At 33.8% G+C, this 20,548-nt stretch carries 14 protein-coding genes; 12 read left to right on the top strand and 2 right to left on the bottom strand.

The window, feature by feature from the left end; all coding sequences use genetic code 11:
• The 12 genes from coaBC (at position 1) to MST30_RS15595 (ending at position 18,709) form a co-directional block, all read left to right on the top strand.
• Entirely contained in the window at positions 1-1,212 is a 1,212-nt protein-coding gene (gene coaBC, locus MST30_RS15650) for a bifunctional phosphopantothenoylcysteine decarboxylase/phosphopantothenate--cysteine ligase CoaBC (RefSeq protein ID WP_243472350.1), read from the top strand.
• Positions 1,205-2,092: a type IX secretion system protein PorD gene (locus MST30_RS15645; RefSeq protein ID WP_243472349.1), complete on the top strand. Its 888-nt coding sequence runs from the start codon at positions 1,205-1,207 to the stop codon at positions 2,090-2,092. The genes coaBC and MST30_RS15645 overlap by 8 nt, the downstream gene beginning before the upstream one ends.
• A gap of 77 nt (positions 2,093-2,169) precedes the next feature.
• Entirely contained in the window at positions 2,170-3,822 is a 1,653-nt protein-coding gene (gene recN / locus MST30_RS15640) for a DNA repair protein RecN (protein ID WP_243472348.1), read from the top strand.
• Between the two features lie 41 nt (positions 3,823-3,863).
• Entirely contained in the window at positions 3,864-4,676 is an 813-nt protein-coding gene (locus MST30_RS15635; protein WP_243472347.1) for an enoyl-ACP reductase FabI, read from the top strand.
• A 114-nt stretch (positions 4,677-4,790) separates the two neighbouring features.
• On the top strand, positions 4,791-6,518 hold the full coding sequence (locus MST30_RS15630) for an FG-GAP-like repeat-containing protein (protein WP_243472346.1): 1,728 nt from the start codon (positions 4,791-4,793) through the stop codon (positions 6,516-6,518).
• Positions 6,519-6,629: 111 nt separating this feature from the next.
• Complete coding sequence (locus MST30_RS15625) at positions 6,630-10,646, top strand: FG-GAP-like repeat-containing protein (RefSeq protein WP_243472345.1); 4,017 nt, start codon at positions 6,630-6,632, stop codon at positions 10,644-10,646.
• A gap of 126 nt (positions 10,647-10,772) precedes the next feature.
• Positions 10,773-13,727, top strand: coding sequence for a T9SS type A sorting domain-containing protein (locus MST30_RS15620; RefSeq protein ID WP_243472344.1), 2,955 nt, complete (start codon positions 10,773-10,775; stop codon positions 13,725-13,727).
• Between the two features lie 75 nt (positions 13,728-13,802).
• On the top strand, positions 13,803-14,807 hold the full coding sequence (locus MST30_RS15615; protein WP_243472343.1) for a glycosyltransferase family 2 protein: 1,005 nt from the start codon (positions 13,803-13,805) through the stop codon (positions 14,805-14,807).
• A 1-nt stretch (position 14,808) separates the two neighbouring features.
• Positions 14,809-15,765, top strand: coding sequence for a CdaR family protein (locus MST30_RS15610; RefSeq protein ID WP_243472342.1), 957 nt, complete (start codon positions 14,809-14,811; stop codon positions 15,763-15,765).
• A 1-nt stretch (position 15,766) separates the two neighbouring features.
• Complete coding sequence (gene coaE / locus MST30_RS15605) at positions 15,767-16,360, top strand: dephospho-CoA kinase (RefSeq protein WP_243472341.1); 594 nt, start codon at positions 15,767-15,769, stop codon at positions 16,358-16,360.
• Between the two features lie 66 nt (positions 16,361-16,426).
• Positions 16,427-17,995: a sensor histidine kinase gene (locus tag MST30_RS15600; RefSeq protein ID WP_243472340.1), complete on the top strand. Its 1,569-nt coding sequence runs from the start codon at positions 16,427-16,429 to the stop codon at positions 17,993-17,995.
• A 9-nt stretch (positions 17,996-18,004) separates the two neighbouring features.
• On the top strand, positions 18,005-18,709 hold the full coding sequence (locus MST30_RS15595) for a response regulator transcription factor (protein ID WP_243472339.1): 705 nt from the start codon (positions 18,005-18,007) through the stop codon (positions 18,707-18,709).
• Positions 18,710-18,758: 49 nt separating this feature from the next.
• On the opposite strand, the gene miaA is transcribed toward MST30_RS15595, so the two are convergent.
• Entirely contained in the window at positions 18,759-19,661 is a 903-nt protein-coding gene (gene miaA / locus MST30_RS15590; RefSeq protein ID WP_243472338.1) for a tRNA (adenosine(37)-N6)-dimethylallyltransferase MiaA, read from the bottom strand.
• A complete protein-coding gene (locus MST30_RS15585; RefSeq protein WP_243472337.1) occupies positions 19,654-20,526 on the bottom strand; it encodes an ion transporter in 873 nt (290 codons plus the stop codon). The genes miaA and MST30_RS15585 overlap by 8 nt, the downstream gene beginning before the upstream one ends.
• Between the last annotated feature and the right edge of the window lie 22 nt (positions 20,527-20,548).

Raw genomic sequence — 20,548 nt, 5'->3', positions numbered from 1 at the left:
ATGTCTATTCTAAGAGACAAAAATATTTTATTAGGCATTACTGCTGGTATTGCCGCATATAAATCGGCCAGTTTAGTCCGATTATTCATTAAAGCAGGCGCTAACGTTAAAGTTGTTATGACGCCTGCTTCTAAAGATTTTATTACTCCACTTACACTTTCAACTTTATCTAAAAACCCTGTCTACTCATCTTTTGTTGATGAAAATGATAACAATGAGGTATGGAACAATCATGTAGAACTAGGATTGTGGGCCGACTATTTTGTTATTGCTCCTGCAACTGCAAACACCATGGCAAAAATGGCTAATGGCGTATGTGATAATATATTGTTGGCAACGTATATTTCTGCTAAGTGTCCTGTGTATTTCGCGCCAGCGATGGACTTGGATATGTACAAACATGAGTCTACAAAAACCTCTTTTGAAAAATTAACCGCTTACGGCAACAAAATGATTCCTGCAGGTACCGGTGAATTAGCTAGTGGTTTGGTTGGTGAAGGTCGTATGGCAGAGCCAGAAGATATTGTGAGTTTTATTGAAAAGGATATTTTAAGTCAGTTGCCATTACATGGTAAAAAAGTGCTTATCACTGCTGGCCCAACATACGAAGCATTAGATCCTGTACGATTTATTGGAAATCATTCTAGTGGTAAAATGGGTTTTGAAATTGCTAAAGCAGCTGCTAATTTAGGTGCTGAGGTTATTTTGGTTTCTGGACCAACGCATCAAACCATAACGCATAGTTTGGTTTCTGTAAAACCAGTGGTTAGTGCAGAGGACATGTATAATGAAGTTCATAAGCATTTTGAAACTTCTGATATTGCAATTCTATCCGCTGCTGTAGCAGATTACAGACCAAAAAATGTAGCCAGTCAAAAAATAAAAAAGAAGGATACTACGTTTACAATAGAGTTAGAAAAAACAAAAGATATTTTAAAATCTTTAGGTGAAATAAAGAACAACCAATATTTGGTTGGCTTTGCTTTAGAAACCAATAACGAATTAGAACATGCCAAAGGAAAATTAAAGTCTAAAAACCTAGATTTAATCGTCCTTAATTCTTTGCAAGATAAAGGTGCAGGTTTTGGAGTATCAACAAATAAAGTTACATTTATAACATCGTCTAACGATATTATTGAAAATCCGCTTAAATCTAAAGCAGAAGTTGCTAAGGATTTAATGCAACAGATCTTAAAACAGCTAAATGCGTAGATTATTAGTTTTATTCGCCTTTTTATTCTCAGTCGTTGCGTTTTCGCAAGAGTTGAATTGTACCGTTAATGTTATTGCTCAGCAAACAGGTAACGATAATAATGTTGTATTTAAAACATTAGAAAAACAGCTTAACGAGTTTATAAATAACACTAAATGGACTGAAAAGAGCTTTGGAGCAGAAGAGCGTATTAACTGTAGTATGGTTATTAATGTAACTGGCTATGAAAATGACAGTTTTAGTGCCACTTTACAGGTATCTTCATCAAGACCGGTTTTTAATTCTACGTACAGTTCGCCTGTATATAATTACAACGATAAAGACTTCAATTTTCAATATATAGAATATCAGAATTTGGTATTTAATCCATTACAATTTGAATCTAATTTAGTGTCAGTACTTTCCTTTCATGTATTTATGATTTTAGGTATGGATGCGGATTCTTTTGCATTAAATGGAGGAGATGAATATTTTGCTCAGGCGCAAACTATAGCCAATTATTCGCAACAGTTAAATGGCCAAGGTTGGAAGCTAGAAGATGGTTTGCAATCGCGTTTTGCTTTAATTGATAATTTGTTATCGCCAACATTTAAAGAGATACGATCTACCATGTATAGCTACCATATAGAAGGTATGGATGTTATGGCAGAAGATACCAAAAAAGGAAAGTCTAAGATTATTTCTACATTATCCGAACTCCAAAACATACATAGAAGACGTCCAAATTCTTATTTAATGCGTGTGTTTTTTGATGCTAAATCAGATGAAATTATGGATGTGCTTTCAGGAGGACCAAGTGTTAATATTGTAGAAGCGGTAGATATTCTCAATAAAATTGCGCCAATGCATTCTCAGAAATGGCGAAAAATTAAGTTTTAATTTTCTGTTTATTTTTTGAATAGCCATTCTCAACTTAACTGAGATTCTATATTTTTGTAAAAACAAATTATAGATTTTTGCTAACCTCTCTTTACATAAAAAATTACGCTCTAATAGATGAGCTCAATGTTCAGTTTAATAATGGGTTGACCATTATTACTGGAGAAACTGGTGCTGGTAAATCAATTCTGCTAGGCGGTTTATCATTGGTTTTGGGTAAACGTGCAGATTTAAGCCAGGTAAAGGATAAAGATGAAAAATGTATAATCGAAGCAAGTTTTGATATTGCTAACTATAACTTAAAATCCCTGTTTACAGAATTAGATTTAGATTATGATGTGCAAACCATTATTAGAAGAGAAATTTTACCATCTGGTAAATCTCGTGCTTTTATAAATGATACACCAGCAACGCTAGATAGTTTGTCTGAATTGAGTTCACATCTTATAGATATTCACTCGCAACATCAAACACAACAATTGATGGAAAACGATTATCAGTTTAGGGTTATAGATGCTCTTGCTGATAACAAAGAAAATCTGGAGGTGTTTTCAAAAAAGCTGCAAGAGTATAGAGCACTACAAAAGTCTTTACAGGCTTTAATGGATTCAAAAGCAGAACTAATAAAAGAGTATGATTACAATCTCTTTTTAGTGAATGAGCTTAATGAAATTAAGTTAGAATCTATCAATCTTGAAGATTTAGAAACGCAATACGAGCAACTTAATAATGTAGAAGTAATAGGAGAGAAGCTTGCCAATGCCAAGGGTATTCTAAGCTTAGAAGAACAAGGAGTTGTCGATCAGTTAAATACCATAAAACAAGAGCTTAATAAAATCTCAGGTTTTGGAAAAGCTTATGAAGCCATTGCTGAGCGAATTGCAAGTGTTCATATAGAATTAGATGATTTATTGGTAGAGTTAGATGATTTGGAAGAAGCTTTGTCAACAGATCCACAAGAATTAGATCGTATAAATTCTCAACTTCAAATTATTAACAACCTGTTTCAAAAGCATGCTGTTTCTCAAATCGAAGATTTAATTTCTATTAAGAATGAATTAGCATCAAAAGTATCTGATACAGAAGGTTTAGATGAGGCTATTAAAGCAAAGGAAGACGAAATATCTAATCTTCAAAAAGAGCTAAATAAATTAGTAGATCAAATTTCTAAAAAACGACAATCTGTGTTGCCAATCTTAATCCAAAAGCTAGAAAATTTGCTTTCGGATTTAGGAATGCCAAATGCTAAGTTTAAAATTGAATTAACAAATTCTGAACGTTTCTTACCAAACGGAAAAGATAATTTACAGTTTTTGTTTATGGCTAATAAAGGTTCTAGTTATAATGAATTGAAGAAATCGGCATCAGGTGGTGAATTATCTAGGATAATGTTGGCAATTAAATCAATTTTATCAGAATATATTCAGTTACCGTCTATTATGTTTGATGAAATTGATACAGGAGTGTCTGGAGAAATTTCAAATAAGATGGGAGATATTATGAAGCATATGAGCGGAAGAATGCAAGTATTTGCTATTACTCATTTACCGCAAATAGCAGCCAAAGGGAATTCGCATTTCAAAGTATATAAAACAGATAACAACGATATTACCGAGACTAACTTAAAACGATTGACAGAAGAAGAACGTATTGTTGAAATAGCGCAAATGTTGGGTGGAGCGGATATTACAGAATCTGCCATGGCTCATGCAAAGCAATTGTTGAATTAATACTATATTTACAGCATTAAAACTGACTAAAATAATACACTATGTATAACTTATTAAAAGGAAAAAAAGGAATCATTTTTGGAGCTCTTGATGAAAACTCAATAGCATGGAAAACTGCTGAGCGCGTACATGAAGAAGGTGGTGAGTTTGTGTTAACTAATGCTCCTGTAGCAATGCGTATGGGACAAATTAATGCATTGGCAGAAAAAACAGGTTCTCAAATAATTCCTGCGGATGCAACATCAGAAGAAGATTTACAGAACCTTGTAGAAAAATCAATGGAGATTTTAGGAGGAAAAATAGATTTTGTTTTGCACTCTATAGGTATGTCTATCAATGTTAGAAAAGGTAGACATTACACAGATCAAAAATACGATTGGACCCAAAAGGGAACTGATGTTTCAGCAATGTCATTTCATAAGGTAATGCAGACATTATACAAGGCAGACGCTATGAACGAATGGGGAAGCATTGTTGCGCTAACTTATATGGCCGCACAACGTGTATTTCCAGATTACAATGATATGGCAGATAATAAAGCTTACTTAGAAAGTATTGCGCGTAGTTTTGGTTATTTCTTCGGTCGTGATAAAAAAGTGCGTGTAAATACAATTTCGCAATCACCAACACCAACAACAGCAGGTAGTGGTGTAAAAGGATTTGATGGCTTTATTTCTTATGCAGAAAAAATGTCTCCATTAGGTAATGCAACAGCAATGGATTGTGCTAATTATACTGTTACGTTGTTTAGTGACTTAACACGTCGTGTAACGCTTCAAAATTTATATAATGATGGTGGATTTAGTAATATGGGAGTAAGTGACGCTGTAATGGAGAAATTCACAACAGAATAAGGTGAAATAAGCATATAATTTAATAATTGAGGCGTAACTTTAAAAAAGTTGCGCTTTTTTTGTTAAACAAATGATAATACCTTATGTTTAGATGGTGGGTAAAATTGCTATTCAATGTATAGGTTTGCAAATTACATAACTCAGGTAGTTTTCTTTTTTTTATGTTCATCAATTTGTGCGCAAATAAATTTTCAAAATCAGGCTTCTGCGCGTGGAGTAGGTGATTCGTGTGGTATAATAGACTTGGGAGGTGGTATTTCTTTTTTTGACTATAATAATGATGGTTGGGATGATATAACATTAGCCACAGAAGATTCTCAAAACCTATTAATCTATAAAAATACATCTGGTGGATTCTTTATTCTAGAAACAAGCCTAGTGCCTAATAATACATATCAACAAAGGCAGCCTATTTGGGTCGACTATGATAACGACGGAGACTATGATTTGTATGTAACTAGTGATACAGAAGGCAATAGGCTTTATCAAAATAATAACAACTCATTAACAGATGTTACTACTTCGTCAGGTCTGCCAGTGCCAAATATATTTACTTATGGCTCTTCTTGGGGAGACTATAATAATGATGGTTATTTAGATGTCTTTTTAAGCAATAGGGATGTTAATTTTCAGATTCCAAATTATCTGTTTAAAAATAATGGAGATGGAACTTTTACTAATGTTAGTGATGTTACTGGGATTGGTAATGGAAGTCATTTATCATTTTGTTCAGCATTTTTTGATTACGATAATGACGGTTGGCAAGATATATACGTAGCCAATGATAAGACTCAAACGCAAAACCTGTTGTATCATAATAATGGTGACGGAACATATACTGAGGTAGGAGAATCCTCTGGTACTAATGTGTCAATAGATGCTATGAGTACAACTATAGGTGATTATAATAATGATGGTTGGTTTGATATATACATTACAAACGGACCAGATGGTAATGTGCTTTTTAAAAATAATGCAAATGGAACTTTTACAGATATGGCATTGGTTTCGGGAACTACTTTTAATAGTACAGCTTGGGGTTCTGTGTTTTTAGATGCAGAGAATGACGGTGATTTAGATCTTTATGTTAGTGGAGCTTCTGATGGTTCTGTTCCTGGATTTTTGTCGGCAGCTTTCTATGAAAACCTAACAAATGATACCTTTTCTTTACTTAGTAATGGTAGCTTTAATTATGACAACCTTGAAAGTTATGCAAATGCCATAGGCGATATAGATAATGATGGGTATCCCGAGATCGTAGTGAGTAATTCGGGTAATGAAGACCTGTTTTTATGGAAAAATCTTACTACAACTTCAAACAATTGGTTAAAGGTAAAATTAGAAGGTACAGTTAGTAATAGGCAAGGAATAGGGTCTACGATTGAAATTAGTGTTAATGGGCTAAAACAATACAGATATACACTTTGTGGTGAAGGATATCTAGGTCAGAACAGCGCATCTGAGTTTTTTGGGGTAGGTTCAGGTACAACAATAGATTATGTAAAGGTTACTTGGTTAAGCGGTATGCAAGATGTTTTTTATGATGTTTCGGTCAACCAAACATTAAATATAGTAGAAGGATCTACTTTATCTGTTTATGAAAACCAATTTGTACCAGCTGTTAAATTTAAAAATCCTATTTCAGATAAACTTTTAGTTATATCCTCACAAGAAATAAATGAGTATGAAATCTATGATGAATTAGGAAAAACGATCATAAATAAAGTAAATGATGGTGTTAAATTAGATGTTGATATAGGTTTTTTAGAATCAGGCTTATATTTCTGTAAATTAAAGTTCAATAACCACTATGTCAAAACTTTAAAGTTGATTAAGAAATAGTTAGATGTTTCAAAGTCTTTTGTCGTAGATTTATCCGTTTCATCGATTGTTGTTTGTGTTAATTTTATCCTAAAAAGCAATAAACTATATTTAAAATTAAAACCCTTATTCGTGAATAAATATTACCCCTTAGCTTGTTTGTTTTTATTTAGTAGTATTATTTCTGGCCAATCTTTTGAAAGAATAGAAAGTCTTGTTGGCTTGGGAATATTACAAAATAACAATGGAGTTGCAGTTGCAGATTACGATGGGGATAATGATTTAGACATTTTTGTTGTGGCAAACTCAATTGAGAATTCTGAAGATGTAACTAGTTATAGTCGTTTATATAAAAATAATAATGATGGTTCATTTACTGATGTAACAGAAACATCAGGTTTGGTTGAGTTACTTACAGCAGAAGAAGATGTACAATCTTCATTAGCTCAACAAGGCTATAAGTATAGTGCATCTTGGGGAGATTATAATAATGACGGTTTTCCAGACTTGTTTTTAACCTACTCTCTAAAGGTTCAATTATGGAGAAATCTTGGTAATGGTACGTTTGCCAATGTTACCGAAATTTCGGGTTTTGGCGCAACCAATGATTGTATAAACACAGGTGCAACTTGGTTTGACTATGACAATGATGGACTATTAGATATTTATATATCAGATTGGGGTTATTGTGGCTCAAACTCCTTATATAAAAATAATGGTAACAATACATTTACGGATGTTACTGCAGAATTAGGTCTTACAGAAACAACGTCAAGTAGTAGTTACACTTCATTTCCTTTTGATATAAATAATGATGGTTGGATGGATGTAATCGTTACCAACTATCCTGAGGATTCAAATTATCTATACATCAATCAAAATGGTACTTCTTTTACTGAAGAGGCAGTTACCTATGGATTAGATAATATGATTGATGGTAAAGGTCTGGCTATAGGAGATTTTGATAATGACGGTGATTTTGATTTTTTCAACACAGGAATAGATGAAAATTTACTCTTTCAAAATAATGGATCTAATAATTATTCTGATGTTTCAACTACTTATGGTGTTTCAGACACAGGTTGGGCTTGGGGAACAAAATTTTCAGATTTCGATTTAGATGGTGATGAGGATTTGTTTATTGCTAATGGTTTTGAGAGTAATGGACCAGAGCAAAATGTCTATTACAGAAACCTTCATAGTCAAGGACAACCAACCTTTGAAAATGCTTCCGTAGAGATAGGTGTTAATGGGAGCACTGAAAGTGTTGAGGTTTTAGATTTTGATTATGACAATGATGGAGATTCAGATTTATTAATTACAAATGGTGATGGTTCAATCATTTTTTATGAAAATAAACTTTTAAACTTCGATGATACTGAAACAAATTTAAATTGGTTTAAAGTTCATTTGCAAGGCACAACATCTAACAGAGATGCAATTGGGACAACATTAACATTAACAACTACCAACGGAACGTTAAAGCGTTATTATACGGGAGTTGGCTTTTTGGGGCAAAGTCTAAAAGCAATACATTTTGGCTTAAACGGTACAAGCGAAATCTTAAGTTTAGAGGTAAAATGGCCATCAGGACTAGTAGAAAATTATCCTAACTTATCTTCAAACACTACTGTAAAATTAACCGAAGGTAGTGGTCTAGAGGTTTTAAGTATTCAACCAAGTCAAAAGATTTATGGATGTACAGATCCTTCGTCTTGTAACTACAATCCAGATGCAACATTAGATGATGGCTCATGTATGTATTTGCCTTCTCAAACTATTGTTGGTAATACAAGTTCGTCTTTTTTAAGAACGGAAACTTATACTTATAATATTGCCGCTGGTTCTACTGCAAATTGGGTTGTTTCTGGTGGTGAATTAGTAAGTGGTCAGGGAACAAATTCAATAACTGTTAGGTGGCATTTAGAAGAATTTGGAAGCGTTGCTATTACAGAAACAGACGATCAGTGTTCCAGTCAAGAAGTAGCAATAGATGTGGAGCTAGGAGTTGACAATCTGCCAGAAGATATTTCAATTTCAAGATTATGGAATGAAGCTTTGCTGGAAGCCATTAGAAAAGATTTTGCAAGGCCTACAGTACATGCAAGAAACTTATTTCACACTGGTATTGCAATGTATGATGCTTGGGCAATCTATGACGATATTGCAACTCCTTATTTTATAGGAAATACAGTTCATGGTTTTTCCACTGTTTTAGAAGATTTTACGCCAAATGAAGATTTGGACACTTCGGTAAGTAAGGCTATCAGCTATGCCATGTATCGTTTGATGACTCATCGTTTTCAGTATTCTCCAGGACTTGAAGAAACTCAAGCAAGATTTGATTTGTTAATGGAGAAGTTGGGTTACGATATCAATAATACATCTTTAATGTATGAAGATGGGGATGCTGCAGCACTAGGTAATTTTATAGCACAGTCAATAATAGATTATGGACTGCAGGATGGTTCTAGGGAGGCAACAGGCTATGATAATGCGTATTATCAACCAGCAAATCAGGCTTATGCATTAGATGATAATAATAATCCGCCTATTCAAGACCCAAACCGTTGGCAACCTTTAGGTTTAGAATCTTTTATTGATCAAAGCGGAAATATTATAGATAGCAATGTACCTCCATTTTTAAGTCCTGAATGGGGAAATGTATATGGTTTTGCTCTTACTGAAGAAGATAGAGTTACTTATCAGCGAGAAGGGAATAATTACCACGTGTTTCACGACCCTACAGATCCTCCTTACATAAGTTTAACAGAAGAAAATGCAGCAAGTGATGCCTATAAATGGGGATTTTCTATGGTGTCGGTATGGCAATCCCATTTAGATCAAGCAGACGGTGTTATGTGGGATATTTCACCAAATTCAATAGGTAATGTTGATATAAGTAACTTCCCAACCAGTTATACAGAATATCCTAACTTTTATAATTTCTTTGATGGTGGATTCAATAGTAACGGATATTCAATAAATCCTGTAACCGGTAATCCATATGAGGTTAATATGGTGCCAAGAGGTGATTACACTAGAGTGCTAGCCGAGTTTTGGGCTGATGGACCAAGTTCAGAAACTCCACCAGGACATTGGTTCACGATACTAAATTATGTAAATGATCACCCAATGTTTGAAAAGCGATTTGAAGGTCAGGGAGATGTATTAGATCCTTTAGAGTGGGATGTTAAAGCTTATTTTATTTTAGGTGGAGGCATGCATGATGCTGCTGTTTCTGCTTGGAGTGTAAAGGGTTGGTATGATTATATAAGACCAATTTCTGCAATACGTTCTATGGCGGAACGTGGACAAAGTACAGATAACACTTTAGATAATTACCATGTAGGCGGAATAGAATTGATAGATGGTTATATTGAAGTTGTTGAAGCAGGTGATCCGTTAGCTGGATTTGCAAATCAACATGTTGGAAAGATAAAACTTTACACATGGAAAGGCCATGATTTTATAGGTGATACAGAAACCGATCAGGCAGGAGTTGGCTGGATTTTAGCAGAGGATTGGTACCCATATCAAAGACCAACCTTTGTAACCCCTCCGTTTGCAGGCTATGTTTCTGGTCACTCTACTTTTTCTAGAACTGCTTCAGAATTAATGACCATGATGACAGGTAGTGAATTCTTTCCAGGTGGATTAGGTGAGTTTGTAGCAAAAGCTAATGAGTTTTTAGAATTTGAAGAAGGACCTTCAGTTGATGTGGTATTACAATGGGCTACATACAAAGATGCATCAGATCAAACGAGTTTAAGTAGAATTTGGGGCGGTATACACCCACCTGCAGACGATATACCAGGAAGATTTATCGGGCATGAGATTGCAGGAGACACATTTGATTTTGCTGTGCCATATTTTTATGGTTCGTTAAGTGTTGATGATTTTGATCTTAATATGCATGTCTACCCAAATCCTGTTACAAACAATGAAATAACTATAACAAATACAAATGGTTCTGAGACTATTGAGCTTTATGATGTTGGAGGTAGAAAAATACAATCTTATAGCTCAGTCTTTAACATAATTAATAACTCTACAAACCTTATTCTAAGAGATTTTGATACAGGTGTTTATGTGTTAAAAATTATTAGAGATAATAAAAGTTTTACTAAAAAGATTTTGGTGTTATAATTAAATAGTACCAACATGTATTACGGCGATGTTTTATGTTTTTTGTCGATTAGTAAATAATGAGTAGGTATATTGTAAAATATTGACATATTTTTAACATATTACTAACTTAAAATAAATGTTTATATGAAAAAAATTACAATTAATGTTTTTGTAATAATGTTCATGCTAGGGTCGTTTGTAGGTGTTGCACAAACACTTAATCAAAATGCTAGTTGGCCTAATGCAGCTTGGACTATTACGGGAACATACAATTCGGATCCTACAGCGTTTGAAGCTGATCCAACAGTAACTTCAAATTTTGCGTATGACGATGATGATGCAGGTAATCCTAGTGATGATGATATTGCTGCAGAATCTCCAGTCATAGATTTAACAGCCGCATTTACAGCAGGTGAAACATGGTTAACTGTTTCTGCTGATTATGTTTATTATTACTTAGCTGATGATGAACTTGTTTTTCAATATTGGGATGCTGATGGTGCGACTTGGGTTAACTGGGGAACTAATTTTGACGCATTAGGCACAACAACTACAATAACAGATGATTTTTGTAGTGGTACGCCTGTAACTTACACGTCAGATATATTGAATATTGCGTCGTTTACAGCAACTCAGCTTTCTGGTTTTAGATACCGTATATCTTATGATGATAATCCAAATGGTACGGATTGGAACTACGGTTTTTGTTTTCAATCACCAACAATTACTTCTGCAACACCGCCGTCATGTCCAGATCCACTCGGTTTAACGGCTTCCGCAACAAGTACTACTGATGCAGATATTTCATGGACTGCTGGTGGTTCTGAAACAGATTGGACGTATGAATATGGTGTATCTCCATACGCTCAAGGAGGTGGTGGAACATCTGGTACGGTAATGACAACTCCTTCTTTAACACTAATGGGATTAACCCCAGGCGAAACATATGATATATATGTTCAATCTAATTGTGGTGGTGGAGCAGGAGATAGTGGTTATGTAACTGTACAATGGACCCAACCGAACCTTGGAGAATCATGTATCTCTCCAATTTCGGCTACAGTTGAGGCTGATTGTAGTACTGCAACTCCATTTACTATTGATTTTTCTACAGCACCAAATATCGGAGGTACTGGTTCTTGTGATGCTACAGGTGATAATAGAGGTTTTTGGTATGAATTTACAACTACAGCATCTGGTGGTGTAACTATTTCAAATTCTGGTTCTAATAATGAGTATGTCATCTTAGACTCATGTGGAGGAACTGAGATTGTTTGTGCAGCAATGCCAGCTAGTGTTGATTTAGTTTTAATGCCTTCTACTAACTACAGAATGGCAATTTGGAAAGATAGCTTTCAAACATTAACTACAGATGATTTTTGTATTCAAGAATTTACACCTCCAGCGGCACCAAACTGTGCAGAAGCACCAATTTCTCCAGCTAACATGGCAACTGATGTTACAGGAGGTACTGTAAATATAAGTTGGACTGCTCCTTCTTCTGGGCCAGCACCTACGGATTACGAGATTTTCTTTGGAGAAACTTCAGGAGCCTTAACATCTTTAGGGTTGTTAGGGTCAACAGATACAAATGTTGATATTACTGGAGTAGCCTTTAACACTACACTTTATTGGTCTGTTGTACCTTACAATGGACTTACACCAGCAACAGGTCCTTGTTCTGAATGGAGTTTTTCAACAGGTAACCCACCGCCTGGAGATGATTGTTCAGATCCATTGGTAGTTGGATCCTTACCATATAATGATTCTGGAGATACAGCTAGCTATAATGACATTTATGATGGTTCTCCAGGAGCTACGGGATGTGGAAGTACTAACAATTACTTAAATGGTAATGATGTGGTATATTCATACACAGCTACGTCAGATGGTTCAATTAACGTTTTATTATCAGGTGTGGGTACATATACGGGTATTTTTATGTATACAGATTGTGCTGATATTGGTACAGCTTGTGCAGAAGGTGGTGTGAATGGATTTGCAGGTGGTGATATAGCATTAGATGATGTGGCAGTTACTAATGGTACAACATATTATTTTGTAATCTCTACATGGGCAGCTCCACAAACTACAGCTTACACTATAGATATTACTGAAAATACTTGCACTAATGCTACGGTTGCTTATACGGTAATTAATGATTGTGATGTTTCTGGTGGTTTTAATCTTGAAGTTGATATTACAGATATGGGATCAGCAACAGACTTAACAGTAAGTGATGACCAAGGTAGTCCTACCCAACCTGCTACAGGTGTTACAACATTAACATTTGGACCTTACGTTAATGGAACAGATGTTATTATTACTGTTGTAGATGATAATGATGCTAGTTGTACACAATCAAGTTCAGCTTTAACACAAGTTGCTTGCCCACCTTCAAATGATAATTGTGATGGTGCAATTGCATTAACTCCAGGCGGAACTTTTGAAGATAACCCTCTTACAGGGCAGACTAATGCAGGTGCAACTGGATCTGGTGAATTGCCATTACCAGGCTGTGCTTCTTATGACCCAACTGATAGTACAGGAAATGGTGGAGATGTTTGGTATGCTGTTACGGTTCCATCTGATGGAAATTTAACAATAGAAACCAATGCTGATCCTACTGGAAATGGCGGAGATAGTGGTATGGCTGTTTACACTGGTACCTGCGGTTCTTTAAGTCTATTAGAGTGTGATGATGATGATTCTCCTGACGGTAATTATTCTCAAGTTGTTATAGAGCCAGTAGATGGTTTAGCAGATCAAACAGTATACGTAAGAGTATGGGAGTATAGTGGAGATGCTATAATTAATTTCCAAGTATCTGCATTTAGCGCAACGCTTTCTTCAGCTAGCTTTGAAGATGAGGCAGCTTTTACTTACTATCCTAACCCAGTAAAAAATACATTAAGATTAAATGCTCAAAACACTATTGAGAATGTTACAATGTATAATATGTTAGGTCAAGAAGTATTAAGAGCTACCCCAAACACTGTTAATAGTGAATTGGATATGTCTAGCTTACAAGATGGTACTTATTTTGTGAAAGTTACTATTGCTAATATTACTAAAACTGTAAGAGTGATTAAGCAATAATTTAGATTAATATAAATTTATCAAAAGCCACCTGTACAGGTGGCTTTTGTATTTTCTTTAGTTACTTTTGTAGCTATGAAGACATTATCTTTTTCTTTTATAATTCCTGTATACAACAGACCTGAAGAAATTAAAGAATTACTTGAGAGTTTTAAAGGTTTGCAAGGAAATTTAGATTATGAAATCGTGATTGTAGAAGATGGTTCTTCTTTAAAATCAGAGGACATAATCAATAATTTTGAAGGTCAATTAAATATATCCTATTACTTTAAAGAGAATTCAGGACCTGGAGATTCTAGAAACTTTGGGATGAAACATGCAAAAGGAAATTACTTTATCATTTTAGATTCCGATGTTATTCTACCATCAAATTATTTGGTAGAGGTAAACAGTTTTCTTTCAAATAGATATTATGATTGTTTTGGTGGTCCAGATGGAGCACATCAATCATTTTCAGACCTTCAAAAGGCAATTAATTTTGCAATGACATCTTTTATTACAACAGGTGGTATAAGAGGCGGAAAACAGCAAATTGAAGATTTTCAACCCAGAAGTTTTAATATGGGATTATCTAAAGAGGCTTTTTTAAAAACAGGCGGATTCGGTAAAATACATCCAGGTGAAGACCCAGACTTGTCTCTAAGACTATTAAAGTTAGGTTTTAAAACTACCTTAATAGAAAATGCTTTTGTATATCACAAACGTCGTATTTCTTGGTCTAAATTTTACAAGCAGGTTAACAAATTTGGTATGGTAAGGCCAATACTCAATAAATGGCATCCTAAATCTAAAAGTTTAACCTATTGGTTGCCTACTTTTTTTTCCTTTGGATTAATAGTGGCTATTGGTTTTGGTTTGTTTAATTTTATGTTACCATTATATTTATATGTGTTTTATTTTGCTGTTGCTTTTATATTAGCTCTAATAAGCAGTAAAAGTTTAATAGTAGCTGTGTTGTCCTTAGTAGCTATTTTGGTTCAGTTTTTTGGTTACGGTTATGGGTTTATAAAATCTACATTCAATATCGTAGTATTAGGAAAACAGCCAGAGAAAGCTTTTCCATATCTATTCTTTAAGTAAAATGTGTTCTAAGAAAAAATCTAACATATTAGATGTCCTAAAAAAACGAAATATTAACCGTTTCGGAATCTTTTTCGGTATTGCATTTATTTTTTTAATTTTTTCTAAACTCTCAAGTGATTATAATCAACTTATAAAACTCAAAATACAGTTTACAGACCTAGCGGAAGAAATAATAATTAAAGAAGATACGTCTAATGTTATTGAAACTGTGGTAGAAGCTAAAGGCTTTGCACTTGTTCCTTTCATTTTTAATAATACAGAAACGATTCTATTAAATGCAAATGAAGATGTTATTACAAATGCTGATGAGTTAGTTTTTGAGGTGCAAAAAAATAGTTATCTATTAGAAGAGCAGTTGGGATCATCTTATAAAATACGTTCATTAAAGCCCGAAACATTACATATCCCTTATTCTAAAAGGGCATCTAAGTTTGTGCCTGTCGAGTTAAAAACTAATATTGGTTATACTACAGGTTTTGATATCAAAGGTGATTTTTCCCTTAGTCAGGATAGTGTAAAAATTGTTGGGCCAAAAGATGAAATAAAAGATATTACATCTGTTGTGACTAATGAATTAAAGTTAACTGACGTTAATACAAATATTAATACAACTCTTAAGTTAGATGATATTGAAAATATTGAAGTATTTCCAAAATCTATAAATGTTGAAGCCGAAGTTAAGCGTTTTACTGAAGGTAAGATTGAGGTGCCTTTGACAATAATTAACAAGCCACAAAATGTGCTTATTAACTATTTCCCTAAAACAGTATTGCTATCTTATTACGTAGATTTAGAAAGTTTTAACTTAATAGATTCTTCCGATTTTATTGTTGAGTGCGATTATAGTCAGGTGAATGATAATCAGGCTTATTTTGTTCCTAAGATAACCAAAATGCCAGAGTTTATTAAGCGAATAAACATAAAGCAAAAACGAATTGATTTCATAAGGTTATAGTATGATAATAGTTGGTTTAACAGGGGGAATAGGAAGTGGTAAAACTACCATTGCAAAGTGGTTTGAGTCTCAAAACATACCTGTTTACATTGCAGATAAAGAAGCAAAGGCTTTAATGAACCGCTCTAAAGTTATAAAACGAAAGCTCTCATCTCTTTTTGGTGATGCTGCTTATAGAGACGGTAAATTGAATAGAGAGTATTTGGCTTCCAAAATTTTTAACGACAAAACCCTACTATCAAAAATGAACGCTATTGTTCATCCAAAAGTAGCTTCACATTTTAAGCGTTGGCTAAAAAAGCAAGATTCACCTTATATCATAAAAGAAGCCGCCATAATTTTTGAGAACAATTTAGAATACCAATATGACTACATAATTACAGTTGTAGCAGATAAAAATTTAAGAATAGAGCGTGTTATGAAGCGCGATGGTTCTACAAGACAAAAAGTGGAATCTATCATTGGTAATCAACTCTCTGATGAAGAGAAGGTAAAAAAATCACACTTTGTTATTCATAACAATGATCTTGAAGACGCTAAGAAAGAGGTACAACTTATCCATAAAGAATTACTGCAAAAATCTAAATCTAAGTAAGATTACGATTGTTAATGTAAGGTTAAACATAATTTATGCTAAATGTTAAAATGTTAAATTTGGCTGATGAGTAAAAAACTATTCATCTTATTGGTGGTTTTAATGAGCTTATCGCTCATAGGTATAATTTTTGTGCAATCGTTCTTTATCAACAATAGTTTAGAGAATGAAGAAAAGAATTTTACTCGTAGTGTAACCAGAGCATTAAGCTTTGTGTCTAGAGACATTCAAGATTATGAGATTGGGAAATTCTATGCCTTAATTCAACCTTATATTGCAAATAATAGAGAGCCAGATTCCACTGCTATAAGACAATTGTATATTACGACAGAAGATGAGGTCAACGATCAAACCATCATTCACCGTAATACTATTTTAGAAGAGCGCTTTAAGGTGCCTTCATTGTTCTTTGAAATTGATACAGACAGTATAGATATAAGTAATTTTACTAGTGAGCGTACAACAGAGTACTTTGATAGATCAACAATAGACGGTAATCAAGGTATTAAGCCTACAAAAACTTTAGTAGAGTTTTCTAATCTTTCGGATATAGATAAGAAGGCTTATGAAGATACGTTTAAAACATTGTTGAAAGAAGTGCCTATTTACAAAAGAGTTACAGCCTTACAAGTTGAAACTTTACTAAGAAGGCAGCTTAAGGATGAAGGTATAAATCTAGATTTTGAGTTTGCTATTTATGATGATGACTTGGCAACCAAGGTACAGACAAGAAACTTTAATAAAAGCAATGCTTATTTTGGGATACCAATTTTCTTGGATACTAACAACGAAAGTAGCTATAGACTTTGGGTAGATTTTCCGGATAGAAAAAAGTTTTTGTTGTCTTCAATACTTAAGATGATTGTGTTGTCTATAGTATTTACAGGTGTTATCATTTTGGCATACTCTAGCGCAATTTATCAATTGATAAGACAACGTCAAATATCTCAGATAAAGACAGATTTTATCAATAACATGACGCACGAGTTTAAAACACCAATAGCGACGATAAACTTAGCTTTGGATGCTATTAAAAATCCTAAAATCATAGCAGATCAGGATAAAGTGAAGCGATATTTGGGCATGATTAAGGATGAAAACAAGCGTATGCATGCACAGGTAGAAAATGTATTACGAATATCTAAACTAGAAAAAAATGAGCTTAACATAAGTAAGGAAAGACTAGAGTTACACGACTTAGTGGAAGATGCAATTACTCATATTGAGTTAATTGTAGAAGATAGAAAAGGCTATGTAAAAACACATCTCAATGCAACAAAAACCTCAGTTTTAGCAAATGAGTCTCACTTTACAAATGTTATAGTTAATATTCTAGATAATGCTGTTAAGTATTCAGATGATGAGCCAAAAATAGACGTTTATACAGAGAATGTAGGAAACAGTGTTATTTTAAAAATTTCCGATCAAGGTAACGGAATGTCTAAACAAGTGGCTAAGCGTGTGTTTGAAAAGTTTTATAGAGAACACACAGGAAATGTACATAATGTAAAAGGACATGGGCTCGGATTAGCCTATGTAAAACAAATAATAGACGACCATCAAGGTCACATATCAGTAGAAAGTGAAAAAGGAAAGGGTAGTACTTTTATAATAAAGCTACCGTTAATATCATAAAAACGAATCATGGAAGAGCAAAACAAGAAAATTCTTTTGGTAGAAGACGATCCAAATTTTGGGACCGTTTTAAAAGATTATTTAATGATGAACGATTACGACGTAGTCCATGCCAAAAATGGAATGGAAGGTTTTGAAAAGTTCAAAAAAGACGATTACGATCTATGTATTTTAGATGTAATGATGCCTTATAAGGACGGATTTACATTGGCTAAAGAAATACGAGAAAAAAATACAGACGTACCAATTATATTTTTAACCGCAAAAGCAATGAAAGAAGATGTGCTTAAGGGGTATAAAGTTGGTGCAGATGACTATCTAAACAAGCCTTTTGATAGCGAGGTGTTGTTAATGAAAATTAAAGCAATTATGCAGCGTAAGGCTACAGATTCTGTTGCAGATAGTAAACAGTTTGAATTTAAGATTGGTCGTTTTGATCTCAATTCTAAGCTTCGTTTCTTAAAATTTGATGGTGGTGAGCCAACAAAATTATCACCAAAAGAAAACGAATTATTACGTTTATTAGCGTTACATGAAAACGATTTAATGCCAAGAGAATTGGCGTTGACAAAAATTTGGAGAGATGATAACTATTTTACCTCTCGAAGTATGGATGTATATATTGCCAAATTACGTAAATACTTAAAACCAGACCCTAAAGTTGAAATATTGAATATTCACGGAGAAGGTTTTAGATTGGTGATTAACGAATAGCAAAATTTAATATATAGTTAAAAATCCGATACATTTGTATCGGATTTTTTTATGATTGATTTTCAATATGTTTGATTATGCTGTTTATATCAGAAGTATAATCAAACCATGCAATAGCTTGATCTTTTCTAAACCAAGTGAGTTGGCGTTTGGCAAAGCGTCTGGTATTTTTCTTAATTTCTGAAATGGCAAAGTCTAGTGCCCATTCACCTTCAATGTATTTAAAAAGTTCTTTGTAACCAACGGTGTTTAATGCGTTAAGGTGTTTGTATGGTAAAAGTGCTTTAACCTCTTCTAACAGACCATTTTTCACCATAATATCTACACGTTGATTAATTCTGTCGTAGATTATAGATCGTTCAGCATCTAAACCAATGGAAATGGTTTTAAAATTTCGGTTCTTTTCTGGGTTGGTTAAAAATGAAGAATAGGGTTTTCCTGTACCAATACAAATTTCTAAAGCTCTTATTAAGCGTTGTGGATTATCTATTGCAATGGAGTTGTATGCTATAGGATCTAAGTCTTTTAATTGTTTTTGAAGAGCTTCTAGTCCTTCATTTTTTAATCTTTCATTTAACTCTAAACGAATGTTACCATTTACATCAGGAAAGTTGTCTAAACCTTTGGTTACAGCTTTTACATAAAGACCAGAGCCACCAACCATTATAGCAACATCGTTTTTTTTATGAATTTCAGAGATTTTTGAAATGGCATCACGTTCAAAATCGCCGACGCTATAATTATCTTTTATAGATATATGCTGAATAAAATGATGCTTTGCTGCTTGTTGTTCCTCTGTTGAAGGTACAGCAGTGCCAATATTCATTTCTTTAAAAAACTGACGAGAATCTGCAGAGATAATCTCGGTTTTAAAGTGCTGAGCTAGTTTTATACTTAAAGCAGTTTTGCCAATGGCTGTTGGGCCAACTATAGAAATAAGGGTTTTAGTCATGATGAAGTTTGCATCCACATTTATGGCAATATATGGCATCATCTTGATGCTTTTCTGCCAAACAGTTTATACAACATTGAGAATTTAAGACAACAGTTTTTAATTGCTCGTGTTCTTCATTTGATACTTTCTTGTTTCCACTACTAGAAGCTTTGGTATATTCAGCAGAAACGATACCAGTTGGTACTGCGATGATTCCATAACCCATAATCATAATAATAGCTGCAATAAACTGTCCTAATGGTGTTATTGGTGCAATATCACCAAATCCAACAGTTGTCATGGTTACAATGCACCAATACACGCTTTTTGGTATATTGGTAAAGCCGCTATCTGCGCCTTCTACCATGTACATAATGGTTCCGAAAATTACAGAGGCAATAAGTACCGCAAATAAGAATACCGAAATTTTGGCTCTACTTGCTTTAATCGCACTTGCTAGCTGGTTAGAAGCTCCTAGATAACGAGCTAATTTTAAAATTCTAAAAATTCTTAATAAACGGAGTGCGCGTAAAGCTACTAGCGCATGAGTTCCAGCAAAAAATAAGGATAAATACTTAGGTATGGTAGATAGTAAATCTATAACTCCATAAAAGCTGGTAATATATTTTATAGGCTTGTTTACGGTTATAATTCTTAGGATGTATTCAATAGAAAATAGAATGGTGATAATCCATTCTCCAATATTCAATAAATCGTGGTGTTTTTCATCAAAACTGCTTACGCTTTCGAGCATAACCAAAATTATGCTGGCAAGAATTGCTATGAGTAAAACAACGTCAAATAACTTGCCAGCAGGTGTATCTGCTTCATAAATTATTTCATGTAGTTTGGTTCTCCAGTTATGTTTGTTTTCTGATTCCACGTTTTAAAAATACAAAAACTAA

The organism is Winogradskyella sp. MH6, assembly GCF_022810765.1.
Classification (GTDB): Bacteria; Bacteroidota; Bacteroidia; order Flavobacteriales; family Flavobacteriaceae; genus Winogradskyella.
The sequence above is the reverse complement of the archived record's forward strand: the minus strand, read 5'-3'. Positions and strand labels throughout refer to the sequence as shown.